This is a genomic window from Rhodospirillales bacterium (assembly GCA_016710335.1).
Taxonomy (GTDB): domain Bacteria; phylum Pseudomonadota; class Alphaproteobacteria; order Rhodospirillales; family Defluviicoccaceae; genus JADJXQ01.
Map to the genome: position 1 here is coordinate 264,713 of JADJXQ010000002.1, position 20,961 is coordinate 285,673.

Genomic DNA, 20,961 nt, shown 5'->3' on the forward strand with positions numbered 1-20,961 from the left:
CTAACAGGTCAGAAACGGGTCAAAACGGAATGTCATCATCCAGGTCGGGTCCCGGCCCGCCGCGGCCCGCGCCGCTGCCGGACGGCTCCCCCGGCATCATCGACGGGTCTTCACCAAACGAGGCGCCCGCACCCCCGTCGCCGCGGCTATCAAGGATGGTCAATTCGCCCCGGAACCGTTGCAGGACCACCTCGGTCGTAAAGCGTTCCTGACCATCGTTGCCGGTCCAGCGGCGGGTCTGCAAGGCGCCTTCCAGGTAGACCTTTGATCCCTTGCGAAGGTATCGTTCGGCCACGTCGCCGATGCGGTCGTTGAACACCACCACCCGGTGCCACTCGGTCTTCTCCCGCTGCTCGCCGGACTGCCGGTCCTTCCACCGCTCCGACGTGGCCACGGACAAATGGACGATCTTATTTCCGTCCTGGGTTAACCGCACCTCCGGATCCCGACCGAGATTGCCGACCAGGATCACCTTATTGACCGAACCCGCCATGCTGCACGCTCCCTCGCGGCTTTGCGACCGGCGCGATCCTACACCAAGCTCCCGCTGAGGTCACAAATTTCCCGGCGCCGCATCCTGCTCTGGAGTGTCCGCTACATGCTCCTCCTGTACTTGCCGCCGACCTCGAACAGGGCGTGGGAAATCTGCCCGAGCGACAGCACCCGGACCGCATCCATCAGCGCCTCGAAGACGTTGCCGCCGGCGACCGCCGTGTCCTGGAGGCGCTTGACCATCGCCGGAGCGGCGGCCGCATTCCGCGTCTGGAAGTCGCGGAGCCGCTTCAACTGGCTCTGCTTTTCCTGCTCCGTGGCGCGGATCAACTCCGGCGTCGGCGGCTCGCCGCCCTCCGGATTGAGGAAGGTGTTGACGCCGATGATCGGGTAGCTGCCATCGTGCTTGCGGCGCTCATAGTAGATAGACTCGTCCTGGATCTTGGCGCGCTGATAACCGGTTTCCATGGCGCCCAGCACGCCGCCCCGCTCGGCAATGCTCTCGAACTCCTTCAGCACCGCCTCCTCCACCAGGTCGGTCAGCTCGTCGATGATGAAGGACCCCTGGTTGGGGTTCTCGTTCTTCGCCAAGCCCCATTCGCGGTTGATGATGAGCTGAATGGCCATGGCGCGCCGAACGCTCTGTTCGGTCGGCGTGGTGATCGCCTCGTCATAAGCGTTGGTGTGCAGCGAGTTGGTGTTGTCGTAGGTCGCGATCAGGGCCTGCAGGGTGGTGCGAACGTCGTTGAAATCATACTCCTGCGCGTGCAACGACCGTCCCGACGTCTGCGTATGGTATTTGAGCTTCTGCGAGCGTTCGTTGGCGCCGTACTTGAAGCGCATCGCGGTCGCCCAGATGCGCCGTGCCACCCGCCCCATGACCGCGTATTCCGGCTCCATTCCCGCCGAAAAGAAGAACGACAGGTTGTGGGCGAAATCGTCGATGTGCATGCCGCGCGCCAGATACGCCTCCACATAGGTGAAGCCGTTGGCCAGCGTGAACGCCAACTGAGAGATGGGATTGGCTCCGGCTTCTGCGATGTGGTAGCCGGAAATGGACACCGAGTAGAAGTTCCGTACCTGATGGTGGACGAAGTATTCCTGGATGTCCGCCATCATTCGGAGCGCGAACTCGGTCGAAAAGATGCAGGTGTTCTGCCCCTGGTCTTCCTTGAGAATGTCAGCCTGAACAGTGCCGCGCACGTTCTGCAGCACCCAGGTTCGGATCTTGTTGACCTCTTCCTCGGTCGGCTCGCGCCCGTTCTCGCTCGCGAAGCCCTCGACCTGCTGATCGATGGCGGCATTGAAGAACATCGCCAGGATCGCCGGCGCCGGTCCGTTGATGGTCATGGAGACGGAGTTGTTCGGCTCGCACAGGTCGAACCCGGAGTACAGCACCTTGATGTCGTCAAGGGTGGCGATGGAGACGCCGGAGTTGCCGACCTTGCCGTAGATGTCCGGCCGCTCGTCGGGATCCTCGCCGTAGAGGGTCACCGAGTCGAAGGCCGTCGACAGGCGCTTCGCGGGCGAGTCCTTGGAGAGATACTTGAAGCGGCGGTTGGTGCGGAACGGATCGCCCTCGCCTGCGAACATGCGGGTCGGGTCCTCGTTCTCGCGCTTGAAGGCGAACACGCCGCCGGTGTACGGAAATGCGCCGGGGACGTTCTCCTTCAGCATCCAGCGCAGCAGCGCTCCGTGATCCTCATAGTTCGGCAGCGCCACCTTTGGAATGCGGCTGCCGGAGAGTGAGGTGTGCGCCGCCTTGAAGCGGATCTCCTTCTCGCGCATCCGCACCACATAGTCTTCGCCGGCGTAGGCGTTCTTCACCGACGGCCACATCTCGATCATCTTGCGGCAGCGGGGATCGAGCGCCTGGTTCCGCTTTTCCAGAAGCGACGCCACGTCGGCGCTGTCCGAGCCAGCGTCGCTCAGCATCCGTTGCGTATCCTGCAGGCTCTGGCGCTCGCGGGCGATGGCCACCTGTTCGTCGATGGTGGCGTGGTAGCCGCGGACCGTGTCGGCGATCTCCGCGAGATAGCGGCGGCGGTTGGCCGGGACGATGCCGGCGCCCGCGTCGGACGCCTTCGTCTCCACGTCCGGCGCCGTGGTCTCCCAATGACGGGGGCTCTTTTCGTTGAGCTGACGGATGATCTCCCGGTAGAGCGCCGTAACCCCGGTGTCGTTGAAGCGCGACGCGATGGTGCCAAAGACCGGCATCTCGTCCGGAGACGACCCGAACGCCTCGCGGTTGCGCTGCATCTGCTTGGCGACGTCGCGGAGCGCGTCCTTGGCGCCTTGGCGGTCGAACTTGTTGATGGCGACCACGTCGGCGAAATCCAGCATGTCGATCTTTTCGAGTTGCGACGCGGCGCCGAACTCCGGCGTCATCACGTAGAGCGACAAATCGACATACGGAACCACCCCGGCGTCGCCCTGGCCGATGCCGGGCGTCTCGAGGATCACCAGGTCGAAGCCGGCCGCTTTGGTCGCGGCGATCATGTCGGTCATGGCGCGCGGCACGTCCTGGCCGGCGGTCCGCGTCGCGACGGAGCGCATGTAGACGTTGGGCGTATCGATGGCGTTCATGCGGATGCGGTCGCCGAGCAGCGCCCCGCCGGTCTTGCGGCGCGACGGATCGACCGCGAGGATGGCGATGCGCGGCTCGCCGCCGAACAGACGGAAGCGGCGCACGATCTCGTCGGTGAGCGAGGACTTGCCGGCGCCGCCGGTCCCCGTGATGCCCAGCACCGGCACCACGCCGCGGCGGTGGGCGAGCGCGTGGATCTCGTCCCGCTCCGCGTCACCCAGAGCCTTGGCCTGCAGAGCTGTCAGGACGCGCGCCAGCATGCGCGTATCGCCGTCGGCAAGGGCGCTCACGTCGAGTTCGAGATCCTCGGACGGATTGAAGTCGCATTGCGTCATCATGTCGTCGATGATGCCCTGCAACCCGAGACGACGGCCGTCGTCTGGAGTGTAGATACGGGCGACGCCGTAGGCGTTCAGCTCGCGGATCTCCTCCGCGACGATGACGCCGCCGCCGCCGCCGAACACCTTGATCGCGCCGCCGCCCTGTTCACGCAGGCGGTCCATCATGTACTTGAAGAACTCCACGTGCCCGCCCTGGTAGGAACTGAGGGCGATGCCCTGCACGTCCTCCTGAAGCGCCGCCGTCACCACCTCGTCGACGGACCGGTTGTGGCCAAGGTGAATCACCTCCGCGCCGGCGGCCTGGATCATGCGCCGAAAGATGTTGATCGACGCGTCATGGCCGTCGAACAGGCTCGCCGCCGTCACGAACCGGATCGGGTTACGAAAGCGCGTCTCCGCGTCCTCGGCTTGGCGCTCGCCGGCCGGCTGGCGCTCGGTGTCCGTGCTGTTCTCGCCGGCGCCGCCGTTGTCGCTGCCGTCGCTGTCGAGGCCGGGCTTGTTGTCTAAAACGCCTATGTCGTCGGGCACGGTTCCCTCCGGACTTTGATAAGATCCTCACGTCGCCTGCGACCTACGAACGCTCTTGCGCGGCATTTCGGCGCCCCGAGCAGTCCGATCGCTTGACCTTTACGCGAAAGAGCAGCCTATTCGAGCCGGCGTATGAGGTAAAGGTCCTTCCACCCGCCTTCCCATACGCCGCCCTCCCGCTAAGGCCCTTCCGGCGCTTGACCGAGACGACGGACAACTATATGTTCCGATAATGTTCCTGTCGTTCATTCGTATCGTCCGCCTCCCGTCAGAGCCAGCAGCCGCATCTACAACCTGAAATAGAATTTCTTGTCATTGCTACTTCTATTAGAACCCTTAGTTTTCAATAGGATAATACCGGCCCCGCATACATCCGCATACATCGGCATACATCTTCACGGCGCAGAATGACACAAAATCAAGCTTCTCAATGGCTTACGCCGGTTCGTCGGTTCGAAAACCGCACATTGGCATGCGAACCGTGCGCAAAAGTTTAGCGCGGTCGTCGGGCGATTGATATGCTCCGCCACCTGCGAACGTGATCATGCACGAGGCTCTTGACCATCATACACCCGCGTTCAGAACCGCATCCTGGTACCGGGTTCGAAGTCAGCGTGTTGATAGACAAGTGGGGACCGCAGTGACCGAGAAAAAGATGCACCCGGAGACGGCCGTGCTGCATGGCGCCTACCGCCACGACGAACAGACGGGCGCCGTCGCCGTGCCGATCTACCAGACCACGTCGTTCCAGTTCCGCGACACCGAGCACGCCGAGAACCTGTTCGCGCTCAAGGAACTTGGCAATATCTACTCCCGCATCATGAACCCCACGTGCGACGTGCTGGAACGGCGCATGGCGGCGCTCGAGGGCGGTGCGGCGGCATTGGCGCTCGGCTCCGGGCAAGCCGCCTCGACCCTCGCGATCCTCAACCTCTGCCGGAGCGGCGACAACTTCGTCAGCTCGACCGACCTCTACGGTGGCACCTGGAACCTTTTCGCCAATACGCTCTCCGCCTTGGGCATCGAGGCGCGGTTCGTCGACCCGACGGACCCCGAGGCGTTCCGCCGCGCGACCGATGCCCGCACCCGCTGCTACTACGCCGAGACCCTGCCCAATCCCAAACTCAACGTGTTCCCGATCCGCGAAGTGGCCGATATCGGCAACGAGATCGGCGTGCCGCTCATCGTCGACAACACAGCCGCCCCCGTCATCTGCCAACCGATCGCCCATGGCGCCCACATCGTCATGTATTCGACCACCAAGTACATCGGCGGCCACGGCACCTCCATCGGCGGCATCGTCGTGGACGGCGGCACCTTCGACTGGGAGAAGCACGCCTCACGCTTTCCTAACCTGACCGAACCGGATCCCAGCTACCACGGCGCGGTGTGGACCGAAGCGGTCAAGCCGCTCGGCCCGATTGCCTACGCGATCCGCATGCGGGTCGTGCTGCTGCGCGACATCGGCGCGGCGATGAGCCCGTTCAACGCCTTCATGTTCATCCAGGGCCTGGAGACCTTGCCGCTCCGCATGCGCGCGCACTGCGCCAACGCCATCCAGGTCGCCGATTTTCTTGGCCGGCATCCCAAGGTCGCGCACGTCATCTACCCCGGCAACCAGGAGGGCGAGATGCGGCGCCGCGCGGACGCGTATCTCGACGGCGCCTTCGGCGGCCTGGTCGGGTTCGAGCTCAAGGATGGGCGGGAGGCCGGCCGACGCTTGATCGACGCGCTCAAGATGGTCTACCACGTCGCCAACATTGGTGACGCCCGCACCCTCGCCATCCATCCAGCCAGCACCACCCACTCGCAGCTGACGCCGGAGGATCGTCTCGCGACCGGCGTCTCCGAGGGCTACGTGCGGCTTTCGGTCGGCATCGAGCACATCGACGACATCCTCGCCGACCTCAACCAGGCGCTTGACGCGGCTTGAGGACCGGCGTCCGTTGATCGAGAAGGAGGACCAACGGCCGGTGATCGAGAAGGCGACCAACCACCCCGGGGCGTTTCCGCGCACTCGCATGCGCCGCAATCGCCGCACCGTCTGGTCGCGTCGACTGGTGGCGGAGCATCGGCTTTCGGTAGACGACATGATCTGGCCGGTGTTCGTCATCGATGGCGAGGACCGGCGGGAGCCGATCGCTTCGATGCCGGGGGTCGAGCGCCTCTCCTGCGACCTCCTGGTCGATGCCATCGCCGAGGCGGCCGGCTTGGGTATCCTGGCGGTCGCGGTGTTCCCGTACGTGTCGCCGGAACAAAAAACCTCCGACGCTCTGGAGGCGGTCAACCCCGAGAACCTCGTCTGCCGCGCCGTTCGCGCCATCAAGGCGGCGCACCCGGACATCGGCGTGATCTGCGACGTCGCTCTCGACCCATTCAATAGCGACGGCCACGACGGCCTGGTGCAGAACGGGGTCATCCTCAACGACGAAACCCTGGACGTCCTGTGTCGGCAAGCCGTCGTTCAAGCCCAAGCCGGATGCGACATCGTGGCGCCTTCGGACATGATGGACGGCCGCGTCGGCGCCATCCGCGAAGCCCTCGACGCCGCCGGCCTCAGGGACACCCAGATCATGGCCTACGCGGCCAAGTTCGCCTCCGCCTTCTACGGCCCGTTCCGCGATGCAGTCGGTTCAAGCGGCGCCCTCAGGGGCGACAAGAAGACCTACCAGATGGACCCCGCCAATACCGACGAAGCGCTGCGCGAGGTCGCCCTCGACATCGCCGAGGGGGCGGACATGGTCATGGTCAAGCCGGGGTTGCCGTATCTGGACATCGTGGCGCGGGTCAAGGATGCCTTCGCCGTTCCGACCTTCGCCTACCACGTCTCCGGCGAATACGCGATGTGGAAGGCGGCTGCCGACCGCGGCTGGCTCGACAACGACCGCTCGCTGCTGGAAAGCCTGCTCGCCTTCAAGCGCGCCGGCGCCGACGGCATCCTCACCTACGCCGCCGTCGAAGCCGCCCGGCTTCTCCGCAGGGGCTCCACTTCAGCGGGAGGGTGACGGCGTCTTGCGCTTGCCAGGAGTGCACAGGACCATTCGGGTGATTCAGTCGGATGGGTCATGGTGTGCACGCTAATCAAGAGGGTACGTGCAGCGGAACGCCCAACGATCTTCAGGAAACGCGGCCTCAGGACGCGTTTACGGGCGCCGCTTCGCCTCTGACCTTCTCGCCGAGCAGGCGGTCGACGTCGAGCACCACCATCAGCCCCTGGTCCATGCGGTAGACGCCCCGCGCCACGTCCTGCCAGACGGGATCAAGGGTCACCGGGCTCCGCTCCCAGCGGCTGTGGGGCAGGCTGACCACGTCCCCCACCCGATCCACCAGCAAAGTGTAAAGCTCGTGCTCGTGCTCGACCGTCACGCCCATGCTGGGTCCGTCATCCAGGCGCGGCGGAAGGCCGAGGCAGACGCGGACATCGATCACGGTGACGATGCGGCCGCGGAGGTTGATTGCGCCGCGGACGCTGGGCGGGGCCATCGGGATCGCGGCGATACGCTCGGGCACCAGCATGTCCTGGACCTTCAGGACCGGAATGCAGAACCACTGGTCCTCGACTGAGAAGGTGACCAGCTCCGTCGCTGGCTCATCGACGACTTCTGCGGCACGCTTGCGGGGCTGATTCTTGTGGATCGTAGACATCGGAACTTCCTCGGTTGCCTCTCAGGAGCGTAGCCGAACTTCGTTAACGCTCCGCCACCGCAACCGCGCGTCTACGGTCGCTTGCGCGCCTTGCGTTTGGCGTCCTTGCGGATGGCGCTGCCGCGGCCGGACAGGCTGGGGTTGGTCATGAAATAGGTGTGCGCCGAGAACTCCCGATCCGCGTCCTCAATGTTAAGCCGGCGGTAGACGGCGTCGGGCCCCAGTTCCCAGCTCTGCACCGTGTCCTTGAAGCAGTGAACCAGGATCTCGTCCAGAAGCTGGCGGTGCACGGTCGGGTTGGTGATCGGCACCAGGGTCTCGACGCGGCGGTCCATGTTGCGCGGCATCCAGTCCGCGGATGACAGAAACACCTTGGCGTCGCTGGACGGCAGCTTGCGCCCGGCCCCGAAGGCGACGATGCGCGAGTGCTCCAGGAACCGGCCGATGATGCTCTTGACGCGGATCGTCTCCGACAAGCCGGGAACGCCGGGCCTGAGGCCGCAGATGCCGCGGATGATGGCGCGCACCTCGACCCCGGCCTGGGAGGCGCGATAAAGGGCATCGATCAGCTGCCCGTCCACCAGGGAGTTGGACTTGAGCCAGATCGCCGCAGGGCTACCGGCGCCGGCGTGGGCGATCTCGTCGTCGATCAATTGGAGCAGCGTCGGACGGATGCCCATCGGCGAGATGCGGAGGCGCTTGAGCGCCTTCGGCGGATCGTAGCCGGTGACGTAGTTGAAGGTCGCGGCGGCGTCGTCGCACAGGTCCCGGTCGCAGGTGAAGTACGACAGGTCCGTGTAGATGCGTGCCGTGACTGGATGATAGTTGCCGGTGCCGAAGTGGGCGTATGAGCGCAGGCTCCCGCTCTCTCGTCGCACCACCAGGCTGATCTTGGCGTGGATTTTCATGTCGACGAAGCCGTAGACAACGTTGGCGCCGGCGTTCTCCAACTCCTTGGCCCAGCGGATGTTGGCCTCCTCGTCGAAGCGGGCCTTGAGTTCGACCACCGCCGTCACCTGCTTGCCGGCCTCGACCGCTTCGATCAGCGCCGCCACGATCGGCGAGTCGCTGCTGGTCCGGTACAAGGTCTGCTTGATCACCACCACTGCCGGATCCCGCGCCGCCTGGGTGATGAACTGCACCACCACGTCGAAGCTCTCGAACGGGTGATGCACCACGAAGTCCTTGGCGCGCACGGCGGCGAACACGTCGCCGCCGTGATCGCGGACCCGTTCCGGGAACCGGGGCTCGAACGGCTTGAACTGCAGGTCCGGACGCTCGCCGACGATGAGTTGGCGGACGTCCACCAGCCCCAGAATTCCCTCCCGCGCGAACACGTCCTCCTCGTCCACATCCAGTTCGTTGATCAGGATGCGGCGAAGATCGGGATCGATGTCGGCGTTGATGGAGAGACGGATGACCGAGCCGCGCCGGCGCGCCTTGAGCGCCGATTCGAACGTCTGCACAAGGTCCTCGGCGCGCTCGTCGAACGCCATGGCGCTGTCGCGGATGACCCTGAGACAGCCGGCGTGCACCACCCGGAAGCTGGGGTAGAGCTGATCGATGCAGAGATGGATCAGATCCTCCAGCGGGAGGAAACGGACGCCGTCGCCCGGCAGCCGGATGAAGCGCTCAACCTGGCGCGGGATTGGAACAAGGGCGTACATCGCCGCGCCGCGCGGCTGCTCCAGCCGGAGGAACAGACAGAAGCCGAGGTTGGGAATGAACGGGAACGCTGTCGCCGGATCGACCGCGATGGGGGTCAGCACCGGAAATACGTGCTCCACGAAGCGCTGCTCCAGCCACGACCGATCCTCGTCGGACAACTCGCTCGGCTGCACCACGACGATGCCCTCGCTCCGCAGGCCGTCGCGCAACGCTGTCCAGCATGCCTGCTGATGGTCGCGCAGCGTGCCGCACCGCACCAGGATCTCCGCCAGTTGCTGCTTGGGCGTGCGGCCGTCCTGGCTCGGAGTGTTGAACCCGACCTCCACCTGCGTCTTCACGCCGGCGACGCGGACCATGTAGAACTCGTCCAGGTTCGACGCCGAGATGGAGAGGAACCGCAGGCGCTCGAGCAGCGGGTGGCGAACGTTGTGCGCTTCTTCCAGCACCCGCTCGTTGAAGGCGAGCCACGACAGTTCACGATTGATGAACCGCTCCGGCGCGGCCATCAGGTCGATGGCCGGCGGAGGCGTCGGCGGCGTGTCGTCGTTCATACACCCATGCCTTCAGTCCACCGTCAGCCAGTCGCGGACGATGCGGATCTGCTCTGCGTCCATCAGCATCGGCGCGTGGCCGATGCCGGAGAACTCCACCAACTCCGCCTCCGGGCCGCGGGTCAGCATCTCTTCGGCCGTGTCCTTGGAGAGGATGTCGGACTCTTCGCCGCGGAGGATCAGCACCGGGCAGTTGACGTTGTCCCACACCGGCCACAGTTCCACAGGCTCCGAGAACCCCTCTTTGAACGGCTCGGCGAGGCGCGGATCGTAGTGGAGCCGCACTTTTTCGGAAGCCGGATCGTGCCGCACGCTGACCTCCGCCAGATGACGCCATTGCGCATCGGTCAAGGCGCCGAACGGCTTGTAGATGTCGCGAAGATAGGCATCAAGCTCGGCGACGTCGTCGAATTCCGGATCGGCGCCGACGTAACCGGCGATCCGCTGCAAAGCGGGGAGATCGATGAACCCGCCGATGTCGTTGACTACGAGCTTGCGGATAGGGGTGTTGGGCTGGGCTGCCAGCATCATGCCAAGCAGCCCTCCGAGCGAGGTGCCCACCCAGTCCACCTGCTCCGCGCCCAAGCGTGCGATCAACGCCGCCATGTCCTGCAGGTACGTCGCCGGCTGGTAGTCGCCGGCGATCGGCAGCCAATGGCTGTCGCCGCGCCCCGGCAGATCGGGACAGGCCACCCTGTAGAGGTCCTCCAGCGCCGCCGCGAAGGTGTCGAAGTCGCGCCCGCGCCGCGCCAGTCCGTGCACGCAGATCAACGCATTGGGGTTGTGCGCCTCGCCCCATTGGGCATAGGCGATCTTGTGAAAGCCGTGCGGCCCGAGGCTCAGATAGCTCTTTTCGGTCATCGGCATGGTGGTCTCTCTTCCGTTGATGCGTGGCCGCTAGCCGAGCAGCCAGTCGCGCACCGGGCGGATCTGGTCGTGATCCATCAGCATCGGCGCGTGGCCGACGCCGGCGAACTCGACCAACTCCGCCTTGGGGCCGCGGATCCGCATCTCGTCCGCCGTCTCCCGCAGCAGGACATCGGACTCAGCGCCCCGCAGGAGCAGAACCGGACACGCGATCAGGTCCCACACCGGCCAGAAGCTCGCCGGCTCGGAGAACCCATCCTTGAACGGCTCGGCAATGCGCGGATCGTAGTGCAGCTTCCACTTGCCGCTCGACTCGTCGCGGCGCGAGCCGTGGCGCGCGATGTGGCCCCACTGAGCGTCGGTAAGCGGCCCGTATGGAGCGCATACAACGCGCAAATGGGCCTCAAGCTGATTGAGCTCATCGAACTCCGGATCGGCGCCGACGAAGCTGGCGATTCGCTCCAGCGCCGGCAGGTCGATGAAGCCGCCGATGTCGTCCAGCACCAGCCGGCGGATCGGCGTCTTCGGCTGCGCGGCCAGCAACATGCCGAGCAGGCCGCCCAGCGATACGCCGAGCCAGTCGACCCGCTCGACCCGCAACCGCGCCAGCAGCGCCGCCATGTCCTGCAGATACGTGGTCGGCTGGTAGTCGGCGGCAATCGGCAGCCAGTCGCTCCGCCCGCGTCCAGGCAGGTCGACCGCGACCACCCGGTAGTGATCGGCGAGGGCGCGGGCGAGTTCGTCAAAGTCGCGGCCCTGGCGGGTCAGGCCATGGACGCACACCAGCGCATCAGGGTTTCCCGGGTCACCCCACTCCGCATACGCCACCCGATGGAACCCGTGCGGACCCAGGCCGAGAAAGCTGCTTTCCGTCATCTGCATCGGTAACCCCCTGCCTCTGCGGCGAACGCTCAACATCATCGGTCGGTGTTGAGCGCAGATCAAGGCCGCGTCGCGCCAGACGCTTTGCTGCAGCGCAATATCGCGCTTGCGGAACAACGAACATCGTTTATCGTTATCGAGTTCCGAAGGTTGATGGGAAGGGATGTGATGACTAGTGCTACTCAACGCCTGATCTCCGGAATCAAGAGCTTTCGTTCTGAGTATTACGAGCAGCGGCCCGAGCGTATGCAGCCGCTGGCGATCCAGGGGCAGAGTCCGCGGGCCTTGGTGATCGGCTGCTCGGATTCACGCGTTGATCCTGCGTTGCTTACCAACGCTGAGCCGGGTGAGCTTTTCGTCGTCCGCAACGTGGCCAATCTGGTACCACCCTACGAGCCGGACGACCGCTTCCACGGCACCAGCGCAGCGCTTCAGTTTGCGGTGCAGGATCTCGCAGTCAGCGACATCGTCATCCTCGGACATTCGGCCTGCGGCGGCATCAAGGCGCTGATCGACGGCGCCGCCGGAACCGGCCAACGGCGCGAGTTTATCACGCCGTGGGTGTCCATCGCCGCTCGCCACTGCGCCAAGCTGATCGATGAGCACAAGGATCACGCCCCCGATCCGGCAGACTGCGAGAAAGCATCGATCAAGGGCTCGCTCGACAACCTGATGACGTTCCCGTTCGTGCGCGAGCGCGTCGAGTCCGGATCGCTGTCGATCCACGGCTGGTGGTTCGAGCTGAAGGAGGGGCAGCTCTGGGAGTACGACGCCGGCGTCGATCGGTTCCAGCGGATCATATGAACGATCGGCGGCGCGCGCCGCCGCCAACACGTGAGGAGACGACGGATGCGTGAGATTATCGAGGGCTTGGAGAAACAAAGGGCGCGCGCCTGTCTCGGCGGCGGCGAGAAGCGGATTGACGCCCAGCACGAGCGCGGCAAGCTGTCAGCCCGCGAGCGCATCGAGGTGCTTTTCGACCCCGACTCGTTCGAGGAATGGGACATGTTCGTGGAGCACCGGTGCGCCGATTTCGGCATGGACGAGACCCGGATTCCGAGCGACGGCGTGGTTACCGGCTACGGCACCGTCAACGGCCGGGCGGTGTTCGTCTACAGCCAGGACTTCACGGTGTTCGGCGGCAGCCTCTCCGAGGCCCACGCCGCCAAGATCTGCAAGGTCATGGACGAGGCGATGCGCGTCGGCGCGCCGATCGTCGGCCTCAATGATTCCGGCGGCGCCCGCATCCAGGAAGGCGTCGCGGCGCTCGCCGGCTACGCCGACGTGTTCCAGCGCAACGTCGACGCGTCGGGCGTCATTCCCCAGATCTCGGTGATCATGGGCCCCTGCGCCGGCGGCGCCGTATACTCGCCGGCGCTGACCGACTTCATCTTCATGGTCAAGGACACGTCGCACATGTACGTGACCGGGCCGGACGTCCTGAAGACGGTGACCCACGAGGACATCGACCACCAGGGCCTCGGCGGCACCGACGTCCACACCATGAAATCCGGGGTCGCCGACCGCGCCTTCGACAACGACGTGGAGGTGCTGCTGTATGTCCGCCGCCTGATCAACTTCCTGCCGTCGTCCAATCGCGCCCTGGCGCCGCAACGCGCCGCCTACGACGATCCCAATCGGATCGAGCCGTCGCTCGACACGCTGGTGCCGGACAATCCCAACCAGCCTTACGACATCAAGGAGTTGATCACCAAGGTGGTCGATGAGTTCATGTTCTTCGAGCTCAAGCCCGACTTTGCCGCCAACATCGTCACCGGCTTCGGGCGGATGAACGGCATCCCGGTCGGCATCGTCGCCAACCAGCCCATGGTGCTGGCCGGCACTCTCGACATCAACGCTTCGGTCAAGGCGGCCCGCTTCGTGCGGTTCTGCGACGCCTTCAACATCCCCATCATCACCTTCGTCGACGTTCCCGGGTTCCTGCCCGGGGTGGGTCAGGAGCACGCCGGCATCATTCGCCATGGCGCCAAGCTGTTGTTTGCGTACGCCGAGGCGAGCGTCCCCAAGCTCACCGTCATCACCCGCAAGGCCTACGGTGGCGCTTACGACGTGATGGGCTCCAAGCACCTCCGCGCCGACGTCAACTTCGCCTGGCCCAGCGCCGAAATCGCCGTCATGGGCGCGACGGGAGCGGCCAAGATCCTCTACCGCGACGAGGCCGGCGACGAGGAGAAGATCGCCGCTCGCATCGACGAGTACCGAAAGGCGTTCGCCAATCCGTTCGGCGCGGCCCGGCGCGGGTTCATCGACGACATCATCATGCCGCACTCGACTCGAAGGCGGCTGTGCAAGGCGCTGACCCTGCTCCGTACCAAGGACATCGCGTCGCCGCCGCGCAAACACGCCAATCCTCCTCTGTAGGCTTGGAGGCCGATAATGTTCCGCAAGATCCTGATCGCTAACCGCGGCGAGATCGTTTGCCGCATCAGCCGCACTGCCCGCCGCATGGGGATCCCGACGGTGGCGGTGTATTCCGACGCCGACAAGTACGGCCTGCACGTCGGCGCCTGCGACGAAGCGGTGCACATTGGACCTCCGCCTGCCAGAGACAGTTACCTCGTCATAGACAAGATCATCGAGGCCTGCCGCGAGACCGGCGCCGACGCGGTGCACCCGGGCTATGGTTTCCTCTCCGAGAATCCGAAGTTTCCTGCGGCGCTCGCCGAAGCCGGCATCACCTTCATCGGCCCCGGCTCCGACGTCATCGCCCTGATGGGCGACAAGATCGAGTCGACCCGCAAGGCCGAGGAAGCCGGCGTTCCCGTCATTCCCGCCCGCCTCGAGCCGGTTCGCGACCTTGGCGAGGCCGAGAAGATCGCCTCCGAAATCGGCTACCCCATCATGCTGAAGGCGGCGGCCGGCGGCGGCGGCAAGGGCATCCTCATGGTCCCCGACGAGACCGAGCTGAAGAGCGCGCTGCGCTCGACGGCCTCCGAAGCGCAGTCCAGCTTCGGCGACGACCGGGTATTCATCCAGAAGTTCATTGCTCGTCCGCGCCACATCGAGATCCAGGTGCTCGGCGACAAGCATGGCCATGCCATCTACCTGGGTGAGCGGGAGTGCTCGATCCAGAGACGCCACCAGAAGGTCATCGAGGAAGCGCCCTCGGTCGTGGTCGACGAGCCCCTCCGCAAGGAGATGGGCGAGGCCGCGGTCGCTCTCGCCAAGGCGGTCGGCTACGACTCGGCCGGCACGGTCGAACTCATGCTCGGCGCCGACGGCAGCTTTTATTTCCTGGAGATGAACACGCGCCTGCAGGTCGAGCATTCGGTGACCGAGTTCGTCACCGGCGTCGACATCGTCGAGTGGATGATACGGATCGCCGCCGGCGAACACCTGACAATCCAGCAGCAGCAGGTGCGGATGCGGGGTTGGGCAGTGGAGGCGCGGATCTACGCGGAGGATCCGAACCGCAACTTCATGCCGTCGACCGGGCGGATCGTCCGCTACCGGTCACCCACCGAGGGCCCCCAGGTTCGCGTCGACAATGGCGTCTACGAGGGCGGCGAGGTGTCGATGTTCTACGACCCGATGATCGCCAAGGTCACGACCTGGGACCGCGACCGCCCGCGGGCGGTGGCCCTGATGCGGCGCTCGCTGGACGAGTTCTACATCAAGGGCGTCGCCCACAACATCGCCTTCCTGACCGCGCTGATGGCGAACCGGCGGTTCCTCGACGGCGACCTCACGACCAGCTTCATCGAGGATGAATATCCCCGCGGCTTCGTTCCCGCCGAGCTCGACAAGAGCGAGGTCGACGCCATCGTCGCTGCCGCGACGCTGATGCACCTTCGCTACCTCTATCGCGCCTCCCGCATCACCGGCGCGATGCCGGGCTACGAGCGGATCGTCCCCAAGGACTGGGCCATCGAGTTCGGCGGCGCCCAATACCCGGTCCACGCGAGCCCGATGGGCGACCAGCCGGAAAAGGGCTTTGACATCGTCATGGATGGGCGCTCTCTCGCCATCCACAGCGACTGGCGGATCGGTGATCCGGTGCTGCGCTGCACGATCAACGCCGTGCCGCAGCGCTTCAAGGTCGAGCGCAACGGCATCGGCTACAAGCTGTTCCACCAGGGCGCCGAGATCGACGTCATTGTCTATCGCAAGCGGGTCGGCGAACTCGCCCGCATCGTGCCGGATCGGAAGCCGCGAGACATGAGCAAGTTCGTCATCTCGCCGATGCCGGGTCTGCTGCGGTCGGTTGCGGTCGACGAAGGCGACAGCGTCAGTCCCGGCAGCGAGGTGGCGGTGGTGGAGGCAATGAAAATGGAGAACGTCCTCAAGTCGAGCCGCTTCGGTCGCATCGCCACGCTGCACGCCAAAGAGGGAGACACCCTGACCGTAGGGCAGGTTATCGCCGAGTTCGAATGAGGCTCCGATGGATGGCCGCGCCAACCGCCTTGTGGACCTCGGCGGCATCCGCCTCAACTGCCGGGAATGGGGCCACGGTCCCGTCAAGGTGCTGTTCGTCCATGGCAACCTGGCATCCGCGGACTGGTTCGAACTGGCTGCGACGCGGCTGCCAGCGCGGTTCCGCGTCGTCGGCGTAGACTGGCGCGGCTGCGGTGGGTCGGACAAGCCGGAGCCCTCAGCCGGCTTCGCCAACTACGCACCGGAGCGCCACGCGGCGGACATGCTTGCAGTGCTCGATGCCTTGCGGATCGAGCACTGCCACTTGGCGACCCACTCGACCGGCGGGCTCATCGCCTTTCACATGCTGCTTGCCGAGCCGCAGCGCTTCGGCCGGGTTCTGGCGCTCGATCCGGCATGTCCGAGCGGCATCCCCTTCCCTCCCGGGAGCCGGGCCGTGTTCGAGAGCCTGAGGGCATCGCGCAGGAACACCCACAAGGCGCTCGCGCTGGCGGCCTGCACCTTGTTCCGGCCGGAGAGCCTCCTCGGCGGCGCAGACCCTGCCTTCGCGGAGCATGTCACCAAGCCGCAGCAGGACCTGTTCGCGCGCCTGGTCGATCAGGCACTCGCCGTGTCCGACGGCATCCGGCTCGGGACGCCGTTCCACCTCAACGCCGCGTGGGAAAGCGGCGTGTTGCGCGCGCGCCTGCCGGACATCCCGCATCCGCACCAGGTGTTGTGGGGCGCCCTCGACGCTTTCATCCCGCGGACGGAGTTGGAGGAGATGACCCGCCGCATGCCCGACTGTCGCCTCGACATCATCCCGAGCGCGGGCCACTCCCTGATCATCGAGCAGCCGGACACGTACGCGGCTCGGTTCACGGAGTTTCTGTCGGACCAGATATGAACAACTTTGGCTGGTCCGGCGGGTAATGGAGGGTGCCGTCGGGTTGGGGGACGGCGGCGGCGGTCAGGTTTGCAGCTTCGTGCTTTCCAGAGGACAGGATGTGCACCACCTCGACGCCGGCGGCGAGCAGATAGTCGGCGACGATGCGGCGGTGGCACTGCCACCACAGCGCCTCGGCGCACATGATCCCGGTGGCGACCCGCTCGGCCAAAGCCGTCAGGTCCGCCAAACCTTCATGGAACGGAGGCGTCAGGGCGTAGTCAGCGTAGTTGCGAAAGCCGCTGACGGTCCAGTAGGTGTTGGGCGACGGCGTGTCCGATGACCGGCGGCCGCGAAGTCCGCCGAGCGCCTTGAGATGGCGATAGTCGATCCCCGCCTCCGCCAGCGAGCCAGGCAGCGCGTCCACGTTGAACTGCGGGTTTCGGCGCGACCGCGGCACGCTGCGGACGTCGACGATGAGGGTCACGCCGGCGCCGGCGAGCAGGCCGATGAAACTGTCAATCGCGTGGATCGAGTGGCCGATCGTATGAATTTTCACCGGCGTCTCCACACTTCCATTCCGGGCAGTGTACGCTGAGCCGGCACACCAGAGAACATCCGAGGAGCCCCCCTTGGTCCGACGCCTGATCTACCGGCCGTGGTTCGACGCCATCGGCGCCCCGTTCGTGAGCCGGGTGTATCTGCCGATCTCCGTAGGTTGGTCGGCGGCGCGGGCGGCGGATGGCGACCCGGACCGCTTCGCGGAGGCATCCGGCATCGAAATTCCGCAAACGCTGCTGCGGTCGATCCTGTGGCGTCATCGCCTCGCCGAGCGTGCCTACGCCGGCGCTCGGGAGCGATGGGAACGGGATTTCTTCGCCCCCGTTTCACCGACGCCGGCGCGGCTCCTCAGGACCCACCGCCTGCACCTGCTCGCCGCCGCCAACTGGCTCGGCCGGCGCTCGGTGTTCCTGCCGTGGGCGCGGACGCTTCCGGCGGCGCGGTGGGACATCCCCTCTCCTGAGGTCGTGGAGGCCGCCCATGCCGGGCGGCTGGCCGATCCGGGAGCCGCCTATGCACCGCCTGAGCGGATCGCAATGCATCCGACGCATCCACTGAGACGCGGCGCAGCCCAGGTGTACTGGATGCGGTTCGCGTCGCCGATCCTCGGCGACACAGCCTGGGCGCGGGTCATCGAACCCTCGGCGACGCGCCCGCGGCAAACGCTGATCGTGCTGCACGGGATCTTTGCGGAACCCGGATTGTGGCCGGATCGCACCGACCCGTTCGAGAGCCTGGTCAATGCCGGCATGCGGGTCGTGCGCCTGACGGCGCCGTGGCACGGCCGGCGCATGCTGGCGTCCCGCTACAGCGGCGAGCCGGTGCTGGCGCTGGGGCCGGCCGGGCTGCTCGCCCTGTTCCACGCGTGGATCGCGGAAGTCGCGCTGATCATCAACTGGGCGCAGAAGCAGGGCAGCGCGACCGTTGCCCTCGCCGGCATCTCTCTCGGCGCCCTCACCGCGCAGATCCTGGCCACCGCCGCCCATAGCTGGCCGGAGCACCTGCGGCCCCAGGCACTCTTGCTGGTCGCCACCACCGGCGTGCTGACCGACATCGTCTATGGCGGCAGCCTGGCGACGGGGACCGGGCTCGCCGATCACCTGGATCAGGCCGGGTGGAGCGCTGCGCTCATGGATCGCTGGTCGGCGCTGCTGGAGCCGGGGCCGACACCGGTGATGGGACCGAACCGGGTGCTGCTGCTCATCGGCGAAGCAGACGACTTGACGCCGATGCCCGGCGGCCGCCTCCTCGCCGAGCGCTGGGAGATCCCGCGCGCCAACCTGTTCCTGCGGCCGCAGGGACATTTCTCCCTGTCACTCGGACTCGCCGCCCAACCCGAGCCCATCCGCCGTCTCCTGCACCTGATGCAGGCGTGACGAACGAACACGAAGACTCTTACGCAACGTCCGCATCATCGCAGTCATCACCGTCGTGACCGGCCAGGAGTGGCGACCTCCGCCGCGCTCCCGGCGGCGCATAGAGGCAGACGCCGCGGGTACTGGCGCGGATGAAGGCCACCAGTTCCTGGACCTCCGGGCACTGCGGTTCACGTTCCAGGTGCGATAGCGCCTCGGTAACGGAGCGGTCGCCGCGAAAGATCTCCCGATAGGCGTGCTGCAGTTGCCGGAGGGAATCCCTCGGCAGGCCGCTTCGCTGCAGGCCGACGGCATTCAGGCTCCGCACCGTGTTGGTTTCGTCGACCAGGGTGAACGGAGCGACGTCCTTGCCGAGCGCGGTGAGGCCGCGCACCATCACCCGCCGCCCGATGCGGACGAACTGGTGCACGACGCAGTTGCCGGAGATGAACGCGTTGTCGCCGACCTCCACGTGACCGGCGAGCAGGACCCCATTGGCCAGCACAACCTCGTTGCCGACGCGGCAGTCGTGGGCGACGTGGGCGGCCACCATCAGCGTGCAGCGATCGCCGATCCGCGTCTCGCCGCCGGCGTCCTTGGCGCGATGAATGGTGACGAATTCGCGGATGATGTTACCGGCGCCGATCCGGCACCGACTGGCGACCGGTTGCCAGCCGGTGATCTGAGGATCGCCGCCGACATGCACCGACATGCCGATGCGATTGTCCGGGCCGATCTCGGTGTAGGGCCCGATATAGGAATGGGCGCCGACGTCGGTGCGCTCCCCTATGGTGGCGTCGTCGGCGACGATGACGCCAGGGCCGATGCTTACACCCGCGCCGAGCCGCACGCGCTCGCCAATGATGGCGGTGGAATGAATCGTCGTCATGTTCGCCCCTGTTGCGCCAGAGTGATTCGGTCAGAATGATTCGCTGTGTTGCTGATAGCATGTTCTGCCGCGCCGCCGGTCGTGTTACATAAAATGCGGGTTGGCTCTATGACTCGGGTGTTTGGATGACGGATGGTGCGGCGCGCATTGTCGCCGTTTGCAACTTCAAGGGCGGTTCCGGGAAGAGCACCCTCGCCGTCAACTTGGCGTGCATGATTCACGCCGCCACCGGCGCGCCGACCGTCATCGTCGATGCGGATCGCCAGGGCTCGGCGCGACGCTGGGGCATCAAGGGCAAGCTGCCGGTCAAGGTCGCGCCGCGGGTCCTGCAAGAGGCTAAGCCGGAGGAGCGGTATCCGGGCATCCTGTGGATTTCCCAGATCAAGGGCCTCGCGGAATCCCATTCCTTCGTGGTCATCGACCTGCCGCCCGGTCTGCAGTTTTCCATGGCCGCGGTCACCACTATCGCCGACTTGATCATCATCCCGGTCAACCCAAGCGGCATCGACTTTCATTCAACGGCCACTTTCATCAACCTGATCAAGAAATCCCGGGAGATGCGCCGCAGCGACAAGCCGGGCTGCGTCATCGTGCCGAACCGGCTCGACCGTCGCACCACGATCGCCAACAAGCTTTCGGCCTACGAGCAATTCGGCGAGCCGATCGCGCCGCCGATCGGCATGCGCACAGCCTTCTCCTATTCCTTCGACCACGGTCAATGGGTGGGCGATTTCGCGCCCGGCTCGGTGGCTCACAAGGAAATCGACCGACTGTACCGCCATCTCGTGGACGGTCCCCCCGATGCAGACACCGCCGTCGACGCCGCTATCGGCCCTTATGGCGAGGACGCCGCGGTTGAACGCTCGGTCGGGTAGCCCTTCCGTTTCCATCCGATGAAGCCGCCCTGGAGCACCGAGACGTTGGTGAACCCGGCATCCCGCAGCATCCTGGCGGCACGCGCGGCGCGGCCCTCCCGATGGCAGTAGACCCAGATCGCCTGGTCCTTGAGGGTGTCCAGCTCCCGGTCCCGCGCCCTCAGACGCGCTTGCAGGTCGCCCATGGCGACGTGGGTCGCGCCCGGAACGAGGCCCTTGACAGCGACCTCGCCGGTCGTGCGCACGTCGAGGACGACGATGTCGCGGCCTTCGTCGAGCAGGGCCTTCAGAACCTCCGGTCCGACGAATGGCGAGCGCGCTTGCCAGCGCGGCAGGTACTTGAGCCCCATCGCCGCCGCGATGACGAACACAAGGCTCCACAGGGTTCTGGCATCGAAGTCCATCTTGTCCCTCCGCAGGGCTGTTGAAAAGCGACACCGATCCGGTTAGGCCGTCGATC

General features: G+C 65.8%; 16 protein-coding genes and 1 pseudogene. 8 read left to right on the forward strand and 9 right to left on the reverse strand.

What is annotated here, in order from left to right; all coding sequences use genetic code 11:
• Positions 1-19: 19 nt before the first annotated feature.
• On the reverse strand, positions 20-493 hold the full coding sequence (gene ssb / locus IPM60_04475) for a single-stranded DNA-binding protein (GenBank protein MBK8907166.1): 474 nt from the start codon (positions 491-493) through the stop codon (positions 20-22).
• Positions 494-594: 101 nt separating this feature from the next.
• Positions 595-3,804: pseudogene (locus IPM60_04480) on the reverse strand (methylmalonyl-CoA mutase family protein).
• 799 nt (positions 3,805-4,603) lie between these two features.
• Between IPM60_04480 and IPM60_04485 the strand changes: the two are divergent.
• The gene (locus tag IPM60_04485; GenBank protein ID MBK8907167.1) at positions 4,604-5,881 is read left to right on the forward strand and encodes an O-acetylhomoserine aminocarboxypropyltransferase/cysteine synthase; all 1,278 of its coding nucleotides are present in this window, start codon (positions 4,604-4,606) and stop codon (positions 5,879-5,881) included.
• 88 nt (positions 5,882-5,969) lie between these two features.
• Positions 5,970-6,953 carry a porphobilinogen synthase gene (gene hemB / locus IPM60_04490; GenBank protein MBK8907168.1) on the forward strand — a complete coding sequence of 328 codons (984 nt, stop codon included), beginning with the start codon at positions 5,970-5,972 and terminating at the stop codon, positions 6,951-6,953.
• Positions 6,954-7,080: 127 nt separating this feature from the next.
• Here hemB and IPM60_04495 read toward each other — a convergent pair whose 3' ends face one another.
• The 4 genes from IPM60_04495 to IPM60_04510 all read right to left on the reverse strand — a co-directional run bounded on the left by IPM60_04495 (position 7,081) and on the right by IPM60_04510 (position 11,561).
• Positions 7,081-7,593 (reverse strand): chemotaxis protein CheW, encoded by a 513-nt coding sequence (locus IPM60_04495; protein ID MBK8907169.1) that lies wholly within the window; start codon positions 7,591-7,593, stop codon positions 7,081-7,083.
• Positions 7,594-7,664: 71 nt separating this feature from the next.
• A complete protein-coding gene (locus IPM60_04500) occupies positions 7,665-9,812 on the reverse strand; it encodes an RNA degradosome polyphosphate kinase (GenBank protein MBK8907170.1) in 2,148 nt (715 codons plus the stop codon).
• A gap of 12 nt (positions 9,813-9,824) precedes the next feature.
• On the reverse strand, positions 9,825-10,679 hold the full coding sequence (locus IPM60_04505) for an alpha/beta hydrolase (GenBank protein ID MBK8907171.1): 855 nt from the start codon (positions 10,677-10,679) through the stop codon (positions 9,825-9,827).
• A 30-nt stretch (positions 10,680-10,709) separates the two neighbouring features.
• Positions 10,710-11,561, reverse strand: coding sequence for an alpha/beta hydrolase (locus IPM60_04510; protein ID MBK8907172.1), 852 nt, complete (start codon positions 11,559-11,561; stop codon positions 10,710-10,712).
• Positions 11,562-11,729: 168 nt separating this feature from the next.
• Between IPM60_04510 and IPM60_04515 the strand changes: the two genes are divergently transcribed.
• Genes IPM60_04515 through IPM60_04530 form a run of 4 tightly spaced genes read left to right on the forward strand, consistent with a single transcriptional unit; the run spans position 11,730 to position 16,842 of the window.
• The gene (locus IPM60_04515) at positions 11,730-12,365 is read left to right on the forward strand and encodes a carbonic anhydrase (protein ID MBK8907173.1); all 636 of its coding nucleotides are present in this window, start codon (positions 11,730-11,732) and stop codon (positions 12,363-12,365) included.
• Between the two features lie 45 nt (positions 12,366-12,410).
• Positions 12,411-13,943 (forward strand): acyl-CoA carboxylase subunit beta, encoded by a 1,533-nt coding sequence (locus tag IPM60_04520; GenBank protein ID MBK8907174.1) that lies wholly within the window; start codon positions 12,411-12,413, stop codon positions 13,941-13,943.
• 15 nt (positions 13,944-13,958) lie between these two features.
• Positions 13,959-15,956: an acetyl-CoA carboxylase biotin carboxylase subunit gene (locus IPM60_04525; protein ID MBK8907175.1), complete on the forward strand. Its 1,998-nt coding sequence runs from the start codon at positions 13,959-13,961 to the stop codon at positions 15,954-15,956.
• Positions 15,957-15,963: 7 nt separating this feature from the next.
• The gene (locus IPM60_04530) at positions 15,964-16,842 is read left to right on the forward strand and encodes an alpha/beta hydrolase (GenBank protein MBK8907176.1); all 879 of its coding nucleotides are present in this window, start codon (positions 15,964-15,966) and stop codon (positions 16,840-16,842) included.
• Here the strand turns inward: IPM60_04530 and IPM60_04535 are convergent.
• Entirely contained in the window at positions 16,814-17,392 is a 579-nt protein-coding gene (locus IPM60_04535) for a DUF488 domain-containing protein (GenBank protein MBK8907177.1), read from the reverse strand. The two genes, IPM60_04530 and IPM60_04535, sit on opposite strands and share 29 nt — an antisense overlap.
• A gap of 61 nt (positions 17,393-17,453) precedes the next feature.
• Here IPM60_04535 and IPM60_04540 point away from each other — a divergent pair, with 61 nt between their 5' ends.
• A complete protein-coding gene (locus IPM60_04540) occupies positions 17,454-18,758 on the forward strand; it encodes an alpha/beta hydrolase family protein (GenBank protein ID MBK8907178.1) in 1,305 nt (434 codons plus the stop codon).
• Positions 18,759-18,777: 19 nt separating this feature from the next.
• Here IPM60_04540 and lpxA read toward each other — a convergent pair whose 3' ends face one another.
• On the reverse strand, positions 18,778-19,626 hold the full coding sequence (lpxA, locus tag IPM60_04545) for an acyl-ACP--UDP-N-acetylglucosamine O-acyltransferase (protein MBK8907179.1): 849 nt from the start codon (positions 19,624-19,626) through the stop codon (positions 18,778-18,780).
• A gap of 125 nt (positions 19,627-19,751) precedes the next feature.
• On the opposite strand from lpxA, the gene IPM60_04550 reads away from it, so the two are divergent.
• On the forward strand, positions 19,752-20,501 hold the full coding sequence (locus IPM60_04550) for a ParA family protein (GenBank protein MBK8907180.1): 750 nt from the start codon (positions 19,752-19,754) through the stop codon (positions 20,499-20,501).
• On the opposite strand, the gene IPM60_04555 is transcribed toward IPM60_04550, so the two are convergent.
• Positions 20,462-20,905 carry a rhodanese-like domain-containing protein gene (locus IPM60_04555; GenBank protein ID MBK8907181.1) on the reverse strand — a complete coding sequence of 148 codons (444 nt, stop codon included), beginning with the start codon at positions 20,903-20,905 and terminating at the stop codon, positions 20,462-20,464. The genes IPM60_04550 and IPM60_04555 overlap by 40 nt on opposite strands.
• Positions 20,906-20,961: the final 56 nt, after the last annotated feature.